The sequence below is a fragment of the Myxococcus xanthus genome, assembly GCF_013116825.1.
GTDB classification, from domain to species: Bacteria; Myxococcota; Myxococcia; order Myxococcales; family Myxococcaceae; genus Myxococcus; species Myxococcus xanthus_B.
In genome coordinates, this window is record NZ_JABFNS010000186.1 from 1 (window position 1) to 13,744 (window position 13,744).

Genomic DNA, 13,744 nt, shown 5'->3' on the forward strand with positions numbered 1-13,744 from the left:
CCCATTGCCACCACCACCGCCCCCCGCTCGCAGACAGACGCCACCGCCGCCGCCATTGGCGACATTGTCCACCCCACGAGGTGCATTCGTGGCGGCGTTCAAGCCCTCACCGCTCAACGCTCGCGTCGAATCAGGCCGCCCGCTCGCGGGGCACCCCATGAGGGGCTCGTTTTCACTATTGTTCGCCGTATCCCGGGCGTACGTTCCGCCACGAAAGCCGGCGCCCTTCGCACTCAGGCGGCTCCCATTCGCCAGCGTCACGTTGCCCGTCGCCAGGAAGGCCAGCACGCCTCCCGTATACGTTTCGGGATCCCAGGCCCGAGCACGAACCTCCGCGCTCACAGCGAGCGACAGCGTCGTGTACTCCGGCACGCGAACAACCTGGGTCACTTCCGCGGCGTAGGAGTACTTCAGGGGCCGGTCCAACGTCAGCGTGAGCTCCCCCGGCATGCTGCGGTCGACGCTCGTGATTCGCGCCAGCTCCCACCGCCCCACCGCGCCTCCCTCGAGGTTGATGCGAGCTTCGCTGCCAGCGGGCGCCGCGGGGACCAGACCGGTCGTCTGGATGATCATCACCAGGTCACCGTGGGCGTCGCCGCTTCCCACAGGGCCGTTGAAGTCAGGGATGGCAGGTGTCGTTGACGTGTCGGTGGCCCGCGACGTTCGGATGGTCGTGTCCCCTGGCGCCAGCGGCTCCAGGACCTGGGCGTAGTTGTTGATGACCGTGCCACCATTCGTGTTGGTGATGCTCCTGGCGCCATCCTGTCCAGTGCCCACCAGATAGATATCCGGGCCCGGCAGGGCCGGCAGGGCCCAGAGCCCCACTGCCACCATCAGCACCTTCGTCAGAGCATTCGTTCTCATCGAGATGGTTCTCCGCGGAGGCACACGTCAGCGCTGACCGCGCTCGGACTTGTCTTGCTGTGGATCCGCCAGCAGGAACTCCACGCGGCGGTTGTTCTCACGGCCATTCGACGTCGCGTTGCTGTCGATGGGGCGCTCCTGGCCATAGCCCAGGGCCTTCAGCCGCTCGGGCGCGATGTCCCGGCCGATGAGGTACTGGCGCACGGCCTCCGCACGCCCCTGCGACAGGCGGCGGTTGTCGTCCGGGAAGCCCCGGTCGTCCGTGTGCGCGCCCACCACGACGAGCGGAATCTCCGGGTGCTCCCGGATGACGCGCGCCACCCAATCCAGCAATTCATAGGAGCGCTTCTGGATGCGTGCCTGCGTCGGCTCGAAGAAGACCTTGCCCATCACCACCAGGCGGTCCGGACGAATCTCCACCAGCGGCAGGATGTGCAGCGGGCAGCCCAGGTTCTTGGCGTCCCCCGGCTCATTCACACAGCTGTCCGCGCGGTTGGGCACGCCATCCTTGTCCGTGTCCGACTCCGGGCAGCCATTGCGCTCGATGGGACCGGCCTCGTTCGGGCACTCGTCCTTGTCGTTGTCGATGCCGTCGCCGTCCGTGTCCCGCACCGGGCAGCCCCGGTTGTCCGCGGGCCCCGGGTCCGACGGGCAACTGTCGATTTCGTCGGGGACCTCGTCTCCGTCCTGGTCCGGAATCGGGCAGCCCTGGCGCGCGGCGGGACCGTGCTCCAACGGGCAGCCGTCCAACATGTCTTCGATTCCGTCACCATCCGTGTCCTGCGCCGAGCAGCCCTGGCGCGCCACGTCTCCCGGCACCAGCGGGCACTTGTCGTCGGCGTTACGCACGCCGTCGCCGTCCTCATCCATGTCCGGGCACTCTTGGATCTTCGCCTCGGGCGGCAGCCCCATCTCACACCGGACCGAGGACTCGCCCGGGCCCCGCGGCGGCGTCACGTTGCCGAAAGCCCCGCCCACCATCAGCCGGAACAGCGGCGTGCCGGGCGCCGCACCCACGCCCACGCCCGCCAGCGCGAACATCTCCAGCGACGAGCCCACCAGGTAGCGAGCGCCAGGAAGCAACTCCACCGAGGTCGGCTGTTCCGTCAGCGGCAGCATGCCCCGGACGTTGAGCTCCCAGCGCAGCCGCTTGCCCGTCGTGGCCAACGCCACGCCCAGGCGCAGCTCCTGGCCCACCTCATCCTCGGTTTCGCCCGTGCGGTCCGTCAGCAGCACGCGCGGGCGCTGCAGATAGCCAACCTCCAGGCCCGCGCGGATGAAGCCGAAGTGCCGCCCCACCATCACCCGCGGCGACAAGCGGAGCCCGCCATCATCGCGGGCAAAGGCCCCCTCGCTGCCCAGTGGCAGCCCCGCCGCCACATCCAAGGCCAGGTCCACCCCACCCGCTTCCGTCTGCCTCAGCAAGCCGAAGCGCGCGCTCACCACCGGCGTGGACAGCGCCTGACTGGCGGGCACGGCAATCCCATAACGCGCCATGCCAACGTCGTCGCCGCCCTGGAACGCCACCATGGGAACCTGCAAGCCCACCTGAAGCCAGTCCAATGGGGCATACGCGGCGGCCAGATGCGCCGTGGTGCGCCCAGAGACGATGGCCACCTCGGGCTGCTCGCGAATGAGGTTGTCCATGTAGACGAGCGGCTGATGCGCGTAGTGCATCATCACCGTCGCGCGGAACGCCCCCACCGGAAGCAGCTCGCCCATGCCGACGAGGAGCGACCCCTCCGCGCCGGGATTCAGCTCCAGGCGCTCCAGGTCGAAGCCTCGCAACACGGGTGCGTCCTGCGCCCCCGCGGACAAGGACGTCAGCGCGAGTGCCAGCGCGAGCCCGCGGTGCAGGAGCTCTTTTCTTCTCATGGTTCTCCCCGAAGCCGTCTGGGTACCCCGGGAAGACCCGCAGTTTCAAGCCAGCCCCCCTTTTCCACTCTACACCGAAGTCCGACCCGGAATGGGGTGGCCCCAGCGTCAGCGCACGTCCGCAATGAAAATTTCGCGTCAGCCCCCCCTGGTACGCCAATTCGTGGCATGCTGCCGCACCACAAACGGGCCCAATCCCATGGACGAGGCCCCGCGCTGGGGGACTGTGGATGATCGCGAACGCCGCCTTGAAAGCCAACCAGGCTGAGTTCGAGTTCCAGGCAGGTTCCTTCACCGCCGGAGAGCTGGCCGTCCTTGGATTTGAAGCCGAGGAGACGCTGTCCCAGCCCTACGCGGTGGAGGTGGCGCTGGCCGCCCGGCCGGACGTGGACGTGGATGAGAAGGCGCTGCTGGGTCAGGACGCCCGGCTCACCATCATGCTCGGAGACGGCACGGCGCGCTTCTTCCACGGCATCGTGTCACGGATGTCACGGTGGGATGAAGGCAGTGGCCCGGAGCGCCGCCGCTACCGCGCCACCGTGGTGCCGCGGCTGTGGACGCTCCGCCACCGCCGCAAGAGCCGCATCTACCAGGAGATGACCGTCCCGGACATCGTCCACAAGGTGCTGGACGAGGCCAAGGTGGAGCACCGGCTGGCGCTCACCGGCACGTACCCCAAGCGCGACTACTGCGTGCAGTACCGTGAGTCCGACCTCGACTTCGTGTCCCGCCTCCTGGAGGAAGAAGGCATCTTCTACTTCTTCGAGCACGGCGAGGACGCCCACATGATGGTGATTGGCGACGGCGCCTCCGCCAATCCCGAGATGCAGGGTGAATCCAAGCTCGTCTTCCGCGAGCGCAGCCAGATGGTCGCCTCGCAGGAGTACGTCCACGAGCTGGTCTCCCGCATGGAGGTGCAGCCCGGCGCGGTGGCCCTGCGCGACTACAACTTCCTGCGCCCCGCCCAGGACCTGGGTGCCAGCTCCGAGGCGGAGGACGGCGAGGCCGCGCTCGAAATCTACGACTACCCCGGCCGCTATGAAGAGCCCGCGCCTGGCCGCAACCTGGCGAAGGTGCGCCTCGAGGAGCTGCGCGCTCGGGCGGAGACAGTGACGGGCGCCAGCTACAGCCGCCGCATCTGCGTGGGCCACTCCTTCGAACTGGCGGACCACCCGGACGAGGCCGCCAACCGCAAGTACCTGCCCGTCTCCGTGCGGCACCTGGGCCACCAGTCGGAGGCGCTGAGCATCGAGCAGGGCTCGCTGCGCAGCCGGGAGGACTACCGCAACGAGTTCCTCTGTCAGCCCGCGGAGGTGCCCTTCCGCCCGCCGCGCGTGACGCCCCGTCCGGTGATTCCGGGCGCGCAGACGGCCATCGTGGTGGGCCCCAGCGGCGAGGAGATCCACACCGACGAGCACGGCCGCATCAAGGTCCAGTTCCACTGGGACCGCGAGGGCAAGAACAACGACAAGAGCTCCTGCTGGATCCGCGTCAGCCAGGCCTGGGCGGGCCCGGGCTGGGGCGCCCTGTACCTGCCGCGCATCGGCCATGAGGTCGTCGTCGAGTTCCTCGAGGGCGACCCGGACCGGCCCATCGTCACCGGCAGCGTCTACAACGGGGCGAATCCGACCCCCATCGACCTGCCCGGCAACAAGACGCAGAGCACGCTGCGCTCCAGCTCCAGCCCCGGCGGCGCGGGCTCCAACGAGCTGCGCTTCGAGGACGCGGCCGGCAGCGAGCTCGTCTATCTGCACGCGCAGAAGGACTTCAACATCGTCGTGGAGAACGACAAGACGCAGGAGGTCCGCGGCAACGAGACGTTGCTGGTGCGCAAGGACCGCTCCCGCGTCATCGAGGGCAACCAGGCCCTGCTGGTGAAGAAGAACGACGACAGCACCGTCACCGGCAACCAGACGCTGGCCGTCACGCAGAACCGCTCCACCACCGTGGGCGGCAACCACACCGAAGCGGTGGCCGGAGACCAGTCCATCAGCGTCAGCGGCAACCAGGCCCTCACGGTGGCCATGGCCTCCGCGGAGACGGTGGCCCTGGGGAAGATGCTCAACGTGGGCGGCGCGCTCGCCGTCACCGTGGGCGCCGCCTTCAACGAGCTGGTGGGCGGCCTCAAGTCCGAACAGGTGGGCGGCGCCAAGGTGGAGGTCGTCGGCGCCAAGAAGTCCGAGACGGTCAAGGGCGCCCGCACGCTCCAGGTGGGCGGGGACCTCTCCGAAGAGGTGGGGAAGTCCCGCACGCTCAAGGTGGACAAGGACATGCTGGTCAGCGTGGCCGGCAAGGTGAACCACGCCGCCAAGGACGCCTACACACTGTCCGCCAAGGAAATCTCACTGGTTGCCCAGGAGCAGTTCACCCTGAAGGTCGGCTCCGCCACGCTCCAGGTGAAGAAGAACGGGGACGTGGTCATCAAGGGCGCCAAGATCGAGGTCACCGCGACGGGCGACGTCGTCATCAAGGGCTCCAAGATTTCCGAGAATTAGGAGCAGGAAGGGAACCGCCATCTGGGGGGTGGCTTGAATCCTGTCCGCCCTGTCTGGCAGTTTACGCTTCGCACGGAAGTTGTAAGGACCCGTGCGTTCTTTCAAGGAATACGAATCTTGGCGCTAGGACACACAGGCGCCGGTCGGGTGCGGAATGCCGGCCGGAACCTCCGGTGGGGTGTGGTCATCGCGCTCGCGGCCGCCTTGAGCGGGAGCGCGGGCTGCGTGAAGCGTGTGCCCCAGGCGTGTGAGACGCCGCCGCCGTTCCAGGTGGTGGTGGATGCGTCGGAGCAGCTCAATCCCGACGCGCGCGGGCGCTCACTGCCCACCGTGGTGCAGATCGTCCAGCTCAAGGACAGCGTCCGGCTGGAGCGCGCGGGCTTCAAGGACCTGTGGGGCAAGCCGGAGGAGTTCCTCAAGGAGGACCTGCTCCAGGTGGCCGAGCTGGTGATTCCGCCCGGCCGCCAGGTGAAGCGCTGGGTGCAGCGTGATCCGAAGGCCCGCTTCGTCCTGGCCATGGGGCACTTCCGGCAGCCGCTGGGCTATTCGTGGCGGACGGTGGCGGCGCTCCCCGTGGTGGAGGAAGCGCGCTGCGTGGAGCGCCCCGCGGGTGACCAGGGCGACCCGAAGCCGGGGGACGAGGTCTTCCGCTACCGGCTGCAAGGCTATCAGATTGACCTGATGTTCCGGCCCATGACGCAGGCGCCGGAGCCTCGACTCCAACCCCAAGCAGGCGACGGCGTGTCGCCGCGGAGAGGTGTATGAAGTCCGTGCAGCGAGTCGTGTGGTCGGAGGGCATGTTCATGAGCCCCCACCACCTCCAGCAGCAGGACCTCTACCACGAGCAACTGCTGGATCAGCGGCTGGCCTCGCTCGAACCGTATCCCTGGGGCGTCGTGGCCCTGGAGTTCGACATGGAGGCGCTGCGCGCCGGCCAGGTGCAGCTGACCCACTTCACCGGCATCCTCCCCGACGGGCTGCCGGTCTCCTTCGAGTCCGGAGACGCGGAGGCGCCGCCCGCGCGGCCCGCGGATGCCTACTTCCCGCCCGCCCAGCGCACCCTGGACGTGTACCTGGGCGTTCCGCGCGAGCGCAGCGGCGTGGAGAGCTTCGGCAGCGGGGAGCGGCTGGGCAGCAGCCCGCGCTACACGCCCGCCTCCCGCCCCGTCAGTGATTTGACGGCCTCCACCTCCATCTCGCAGGTGGCCTTCGGTCAGCGCAACGTGCGGCTGCTGTTCGGCACCGAGCCGCGCGACGACTTCGAGTCCATCAAGCTGTGCGAGCTGTCGCGCGACCGCTCCGGCAACCTGATGCTGGTGGAGTCCTTCATCCCGCCGTGCCTGCGCATCGACGCGTCCCCGTTCATCATGAACGAGCTGCGGACGATGTTGCGGCTGCTGGTGTCCAAGCAGCGGCAGCTGTCCTCGCGGCGGCGGCACCGGGACGCCTCAGCGCTGGAGTTCACCGCGGGCGACGTGACGCTCTTCCTGGAGCTCAACGCGCTCAACGGCACCATCCCCTTCCTCCAGCACGCGCTGGACGCGGGCAACCTGCGGCCCAGGGACTTGTACCTGGCGCTGGCGCAGTGCGCGGGGCAGTTGTGCACCTTCTCCGTCAGCGCGGACCCGTCCACGCTGCCCACCTTCCAGTTCACCAACCTGCGCGCCACCTTCGAGGAGCTGTTCCGCCGCCTCTCCGAGCTGATGCGCTCGGTGGCGCTGGAGCAGTGCCTGTCGGTGGACCTGACGGCGGGCACAGACGGCATGTTCCGCGGCCGGCTGGAGGACGACCGGCTGGAGCGCTGCGGCCACTTCATCCTCGCGGTGCGCAGCGAGCTGCCGGAGCGCGTGGTGGCCGAGCAGCTCCCCAAGCTGTCGAAGGTGGCCGCCTGGGAGGACATCCGCGCGCTGGTGCAGGCCGCCGCGCCCGGCGTGCCGCTGGCGGTGACGTACCGGCCGCCGCCCGAAGTCCCCGTGCAGCCGGGCACCGTCTACTTCAGCCTCTCCATGAATGACGGCTACTGGAGGAACGTGATGCGGGACCGCAACCTCGCCATCTACCTCCCGCAGCCGTTCGACGCGAGCCGAACGACCGTGGAACTGCTCGCGGTTCCCACCGCCAATCGCTGACGCCCCGAGCCGCCCATGGACCGAGTCACCGAAGCCACGAAGGACTGTTTCGACGCCGCCATCCAGCTGCGCGGCTCCGAAGCCTCGGCGGTGCCCCCGCCCGAGACGCTGCACCACCGCCTGCGTGGCGTGGTGGACGAAACGCTGCGCCGCGCCGCCGTGCTGGGCTTCAGCCATCAGGACGCCCAGGACATGGCCTACGCGCTGGTGGCGCTCATCGACGAGGTCGTCCTGGGCCGCCCGGAGGAGTACCGACAGCTCTGGATGCCCCTCCAGCTCCACTACTTCAACGAGAACGTCGCCGGCGACGGCTTCTTCGCGCGCCTCAACACCGTGCGAAAGGACCCGCACCGGCACGAGGTGCTGCAGGTCTACTACCTGTGCATGCTCTTCGGCTTCCAGGGCCGCTACCGCATCCGCGGCGGCGAGCTGGAGCTGATGACGCTCATCGACACGGTGCAGAAGGACCTGGAGCGCGCGCGGCCCTTCGACTTCGACGTGTTGTCGCCGCACGGGGACCGGCCCACCGAATCGCTGCTCTCCAAGCGAAAGAAGGCGTCGATGGTGGGCATCTCCGCCGGAGCGCTCGCGGTGGCCGTCCTGTTCTACGGCGTGCTGCAGTTCTTCCTCAACGATAAGGTCGGTGAGCTGAGAAGCCGCATCGAGGTCCACGCGGCCCGCAACACGGCGACGAGCGCCAGCCAGACGCAGGCAGCGGGAGGGGCGCAGTGATGGCGTACCTGTTACCGCTGTTGGGCATCGGCGCGCCGATGTTCGCCCTGATGACCTACCTGGGCCTCTCCATGCAGCAGGCGGCCATCGTCGCCGCGCTCGCGGGCCTGCTGGCCGCCGGCGTGGTGTGGCTGGTCAAGCGCATCCGCGCGCGCGCCGCCGCCAAGAAGCTGGAGGGCGCGCTGGCGGCGCAGGCGGATGAGCAGGCCACCACCGTGCGGCCGGACCTGCAGCCTGAAATCAAGGCCATGCAGTCGGAGTTCACCAAGGCGGTGGAGGCGCTGAAGGCCTCCAAGCTGGCGCGCGGTGGCAAGGACGCGCTGGCGGTGTTGCCCTGGTACCTCATCGTCGGTCCTCCGGGCGCCGGCAAGAGCACCGCGCTGCGCAACTCCGGGCTGAAGTTCCCGTACCTCTCCGCGCGCGGCGGCGTGCGCGGCGTGGGCGGCACGCGCAACTGCGACTGGTGGCTGACCAACGAGGCCGTGCTGCTGGACACGGCCGGCCGCTACACCAGCGCGGAGGAGGACCGGCCGGAGTGGCTGGCCTTCCTGGACACGGTGGCGAAGCACCGCCCCAGCCGTCCCATCAACGGCCTCATCGTGGCCATCAGCGTCAGCGAGCTGCTGAACGCGGACCCGCAGGCCGTGGGGGAGATGGGGCAGACCATCCGCGAGCGCCTGGATGAAATCACGACCCGGCTGAAGATGCTGGTGCCGGTGTACGTGATGATCACCAAGTGCGACCTGCTGCCCGGCTTCGTGGAGATGTTCTCCGACCTGTCGCGCGTGGAGCGCGGGCAGATCTGGGGCTTCACCGTGCCGCTGGAGCAGCAGCGCGAGGCGAGCACGGACCTGTTCCGCGAGCGCTTCGACCAGATGCTCTCCGTGCTGGAGCAGCGCTCGCTGCGCCGGCTGGGTCAGGAGCGCCGGCTGGAGACGCGCGAGAAGATCTACGGCTTCCCGCAGAAGTTCGACGCGCTCCGGAAGAACCTGGCGGAGTTCCTCCAGCCGCTCTTCCTGGAGAACGTGTTCCAGGACACGCCTGTCTTCCGCGGCCTGTACTTCAACAGCGGCACGCAGGAGCTGCGCCCGGTGGACAAGGTGTCCCCGTCCGCAGCGGAGATCTTCGGCAGCACCAATGGCCGGGCGCAGACGGATGGCGCCACGGACGGCCGCAGCTACTTCCTCTGGGACGTCTTCACCAAGGTGATGTTCCAGGACCAGCAGGTGGCCGTGCGCAGCTCGCTGGAGGAAGCGCGGGTGCGCCGCCAGCGGATGATTTTGGCCAGCGCGGCCTCCGCCGCCACGGTGCTGCTGCTGTCGCTGCCCACGGTGTCCTTCTTCAAGAACCGCAACATGGCGGAGGCCGTCACCGAGGCCATCACCAGCGTGAATCTGGACCCGCGTGACGACATCCGCCGCGTCGAGGACCTGATTCCGCTGCGCAACCGGCTCCAGGAGCTGACGGAGTACGAGGAAGGCAGCGCCCCGGTGTTCATGCGCTTCGGCCTCTACCAGGGCCAGAAGCTGCTGCCGCAGGCGCGCCAGTTCTACAACGCGGCGCTGCGCCGGGTGCTGCTCGGCAAGCAGTTCGAGCTCATCCAGCAGCGCCTGGACAACTTCGGGAAGAACCCGGACCTGCTGACGGTGCGCAGCGACGAGGACTACAGCAAGCACTTCGACGCGTACCGCCAGTACTTCGACGACTTGAAGATGTACCTGCTGGTGACCACGCCCCGAGACCCGCGCGAGCCGGAGCTGGACGAGCTGCAGCGCAAGTGGCTCCAGGACGAGATCGTCAAGCACTGGAAGCGCGTGCGGGGCGACGCGGTGGACGAGCGGGCCGTGGCGAACCACGCGGAGACGTTCCTGCTGATGCTCGCCAACGAGCAGATGCTCCCCGAGGAGCAGAAGCCGGCGCGCGAGCAGCGCATCGCCTTCGGCCGCGTCACCGGCGTGGTGCAGTCGGCGCGCCGCTCGCTCAACAACGTGCCCCTGGTGCGGCTGGAGCTGGCGCAGCTGGTGGCCAACATGAGCGGCGCGTACCCGGACGTGACGCTGGAGCAGCTCGTGGGCTCGGTGCCGCAGATGAGCGCCACCTCGCGCGTGCGGGGCGCCTTCACGCGCAAGGCCTACGACGACGTCATCCGCGAGCGGCTGGACCTGGCCTTCCAGGACCAGCAGTCGTGGGTGCTGGACCGCGATGAGAAGGTGGACACGGTGAGCTCGCGGCGCGAGCTGCGCACCCGCTACTTCGAGGCCTACACCCAGGAGTGGAAGGACTTCCTCGGCTCCATCCGCGTGCAGGCCCCGGAGAACCTGACGCAGATGGAGAGCCTGCTGACGAACCTGACGCGCGGCAAGCCCAAGCCCTACGGGCGCCTGTTCCGCGCGCTCACGTACAACGTGGTGCTCGACAAGCGCGACGCCAAGGCGGCGGAGGCCGAAACGGGCTTCCTGGCCAAGGCGGGGAAGCTGTTCGGCTCGGAGCCCGGGAAGGACGTGCCGCAGAAGCGCGAGCTGCTGAACGCCAACTCACCTTCCGGCGCCCAGGAAGTCACGGCCCGCGACCTGGAGCGCGAGTTCGGCTCGCTCATCCGCTTCGCCACGGAGACCTCCAAGACGGAGGACGGCGAGGAGTCCCTGACGGCGCTGGATTCGTACGAGGACCAGCTGGCCACCGTCCAGACGACGCTGCTGGCGGTGAAGGACAAGCCGGCCGAGTCCGGCCTGCTGCTGGACAAGATTGAGTCCACCCGCAACAACGTGGAGATGATGGTCCGCAAGCAGACGGACAACGTCGCCATCTTCGAGCGGCTGCTGCTGCCGCCGTTCCAGGAGATGCGCTCGGTGGTGTTCGTGGGCGTGGCCTGCAACAAGAGCAAGCTGTGGCAGGACCAGGTGGTGACGGCGTGGAGCAGCGCCTTCAAGGGCAAGTACCCGTTCGACCGCGCGTCGCAGGCGGACGCGCCGCTGCCCGAGGTCGCGGAGTTCCTGCGCCCCGAAGGCGGCCTGGTGCGCAAGTTCGTCAAGGAGCAGCTCCTGGAGGACGTGGTGGCCACCGGACGCCGGTGGGAGTTCACCTCGTCGGGCGGGGTCATGTACCGGCCTGACCTGCTCGGCTTCCTGGAGAAGACGGGCGCGCTCTCCACCACGCTCTTCCCTGGCGGCGACACGGTGGACCCGCTGGTCCGCTTCCAGGTGCGCCTGCGCCCGGGCGTCTCCGCGGACGGCATGGCGTCGCAGATTTCATCCATCACCCTGACGCTCGACGGGACGGACGAGACGTACCGCAACGGCCCGGACACGGTGTGGAAGCCGATGATCTGGCCCGGTCAGGCGGGCAAGCTCGGCGCCCGCATCACCGTGCAGAGCGCGGATGGCTCCACGGAGACGACGCTGGAGGCCGAGGGTGACTGGGGCCTGTTCCGCCTGCTGGAGCGCGTCAAGCGCATCGAGCCCAGCGCGGACGGCCGCTACTTCACCGCGACGTGGGAAATCGAGGAGATGAACGGCGCGCTGGTCTCCATCGACTTCCGTCCGGAGCGCACCGCCAACCCGTTCTTCGGGATGTCGGGCAACACGTCCAAGCTGCTGGCCATCTTCCGGGACCCGGGGTTGCAGCCACCGACGAGCATCGCTCGCAAAGGCGAGTGCGCGCCGCAGGCCCTCGCGGCGGATGGAGTTCATTGACATGGCAGTGCAGTCGCCGCGCATCGGCCTGCTGGGCAAGACGCCCCGACAGGCCGAGTTCATCCGCCACAACGCGGCCACCCCGCTGGCCCTCCAGCTCTACGGCTGGATGGAAGCGGGCGTGGAGCGTTCGCGAAGAGCCCGGGTGGACCTGCCCGCCGAGCCCGTCTGTTTCGTCTTCACCGCGCCCGGCCAGAAGCAGGCGCTGGTGGGGTTGATGGCCCCCAGCCAGGACAGCGTGGGCCGGACATTCCCGCTGGCCATCTTCACCGAGGTGTCCTCGGCGGAGACGGCCTCGCGGCTCGCGTTGACGCCAGAGGCGTACCAGCCCTTCCTGCGCGCCGCCGGTGCGCTGGCCCAGTCCGCCGCGGAGCTGGAGGTGCCACAACTGCTGGAGCGCGTGGCGGCGCTGCCCCTGCCGGGGCCGGGGGACTACAGCCTCGCGAAGCGGCTGCTCAACGCCGTGCTGGCGGACCACCACACCGTGGACCTGCTGGGCCCGGTGGTGGAGGGCACGCCGGAAGGTGGGCGTTACTACGCGCTGCACACCTTCCTCACCGCGTGCGCGGGCGAGCGCGGCAAGGAGCAGTCACCGGCTGGCGTCACCCTGGACTGTCCGCTGACCACGCGCGTGGGCCCCGTGGCCTGGCTGGAGCTGTCCTCGCGGCTGCTCAAGTGGACGCACCAGCCGCCGGCCTTCTTCTGGTCCGAGGGCGAGAAGCCCCGGCTGCTCATCAGCCTGGGAGCGGCCTCCCCTGCCCTCTTCCTCGCGCTGGCCCAGCCCAGCCGTCCGGGCGCCCAGGTGTGGCCGCTGCGCACTGAGCGCCCCGCCGCCATCGACAACGCGCGCAAGGGCCTCACGGCCTCGGCGCGACAGGTCATCGACGCGCCGTCCACCACCCTGGAACAGCTGTTGCAGACGCTTTCGCGCTGAAGCCCCACCCTGCCTATGCCTCCCACCCTGGAACAGCTTCGCGAACGTGCCCTCCCCTGGGCCGAGCCCGTGCCGGGGGCGTCCCCGGCCGGCGTGCAGGCGAAGCACGAGCCCGCATACGAGGCCGTCGCGCTGGAAGTCGCGAAGTTGGAGTCTCCGGCCAGCAACGCCGTGCGCTGGGATGACGTCGTCGAGGGCGCCGGCGAGCTGCTGAAGCACACCACCAAGGACCTCTGGCTCGCCTCGTACATGGCCTATGGCCTGTATGCCACGCGAGGCCTGGACGGCGCGGCCACCGGCACGGCGGTGCTCGCCGAGGTGACGGAGCGCTACTGGCAGGACCTCTTCCCGGAGGCGAAGCGGCTGCGCGGCCGGGCCAACGCCGTGGCCTGGTTCGTGGACCGGCTGGGCCGCATCCTCCCCACCGTGGACCAGGCCTCCGTGAGCGCGGAGCCCCTGGACGCGCTGGCGGTCGCGGTGAAGCGCCTGGCCCAGCTCTCACGCGAGCGGTTCTCCGACATGGCCCCCGCGTTCGGGCCGCTCCAGGACGCCATCGCCCGGCTCCGCGCCGGACTCCCCGAGCCCGAACCCGCGAGCGTCCCGGATGGACGCACCGCGTCCTCGGAGGACGCGGACGCCTCGCAGCCGCCGGTAGATGGGCTTGCGCCGTCCCAGGGCGCGGACACCCCGTCCGGCGAGGCCGGAGAGACCGCCGTGCGCGCGGCGGTCTCCGCGCATGCCACGCGGCCAGGAGCGCCTCCGGACAACGCTGAGACGCCCACGAACGGCAATGGCAACCGAGCCGCTCGGGAGGCGGGCAATGCCAGCGCCAAAGACAAACCAGCTCAAGCCAATGGTGCTGGAAACAGCGCCGCCCCGGGTAAAGGCAACACCGCCCAGGGCAATCCCACGGCGAAGAGCGCCCCCACCCCGGCGAAAAGCGGCACCGCTCAGGACACCGCCAAAGCCAGCGCAGCCAACCAGGGCGGCGCCTCCGCGAACGGCACACCCGCCCCACCGCGC

Annotated in this window: 9 protein-coding genes; 7 read left to right on the forward strand and 2 right to left on the reverse strand. The window is 69.3% G+C overall.

What is annotated here, in order from left to right; all coding sequences use genetic code 11:
- Together agmC and HNV26_RS34310 are read right to left on the reverse strand one after the other, a co-directional pair.
- A partial coding sequence (gene agmC, locus HNV26_RS34305) for an adventurous gliding motility protein AgmC (RefSeq protein WP_436410072.1) occupies window positions 1–864 on the reverse strand: 864 nt, incomplete at its 3' end.
- Window positions 865–891: 27 nt separating this feature from the next.
- Window positions 892–2,739: an OmpA family protein gene (locus HNV26_RS34310; RefSeq protein WP_171445113.1), complete on the reverse strand. Its 1,848-nt coding sequence runs from the start codon at window positions 2,737–2,739 to the stop codon at window positions 892–894.
- Window positions 2,740–2,969: 230 nt separating this feature from the next.
- On the opposite strand from HNV26_RS34310, the gene HNV26_RS34315 reads away from it, so the two are divergent.
- The 7 genes from HNV26_RS34315 to HNV26_RS34345 all read left to right on the forward strand — a co-directional run.
- Window positions 2,970–5,234 (forward strand): type VI secretion system tip protein TssI/VgrG, encoded by a 2,265-nt coding sequence (locus HNV26_RS34315; protein WP_171445112.1) that lies wholly within the window; start codon window positions 2,970–2,972, stop codon window positions 5,232–5,234.
- A gap of 180 nt (window positions 5,235–5,414) precedes the next feature.
- Window positions 5,415–5,999 (forward strand): type VI secretion system lipoprotein TssJ, encoded by a 585-nt coding sequence (tssJ, locus tag HNV26_RS34320; protein ID WP_225909366.1) that lies wholly within the window; start codon window positions 5,415–5,417, stop codon window positions 5,997–5,999.
- Window positions 5,996–7,363, forward strand: coding sequence for a type VI secretion system baseplate subunit TssK (gene tssK / locus HNV26_RS34325; protein ID WP_171445110.1), 1,368 nt, complete (start codon window positions 5,996–5,998; stop codon window positions 7,361–7,363). The genes tssJ and tssK overlap by 4 nt, the downstream gene beginning before the upstream one ends.
- Before the next feature lie 15 nt (window positions 7,364–7,378).
- Window positions 7,379–8,095, forward strand: coding sequence for a DotU family type IV/VI secretion system protein (locus tag HNV26_RS34330; protein WP_090493012.1), 717 nt, complete (start codon window positions 7,379–7,381; stop codon window positions 8,093–8,095).
- The gene (gene tssM, locus HNV26_RS34335) at window positions 8,095–11,787 is read left to right on the forward strand and encodes a type VI secretion system membrane subunit TssM (RefSeq protein ID WP_216613007.1); all 3,693 of its coding nucleotides are present in this window, start codon (window positions 8,095–8,097) and stop codon (window positions 11,785–11,787) included. The genes HNV26_RS34330 and tssM overlap by 1 nt, the downstream gene beginning before the upstream one ends.
- Before the next feature lies 1 nt (window position 11,788).
- Window positions 11,789–12,721 (forward strand): type VI secretion system-associated protein TagF, encoded by a 933-nt coding sequence (tagF, locus tag HNV26_RS34340; RefSeq protein ID WP_171445108.1) that lies wholly within the window; start codon window positions 11,789–11,791, stop codon window positions 12,719–12,721.
- 15 nt (window positions 12,722–12,736) lie between these two features.
- On the forward strand, window positions 12,737–13,744 hold a 1,008-nt coding region (locus HNV26_RS34345), incomplete at its 3' end, for a type VI secretion system ImpA family N-terminal domain-containing protein (protein ID WP_171445107.1).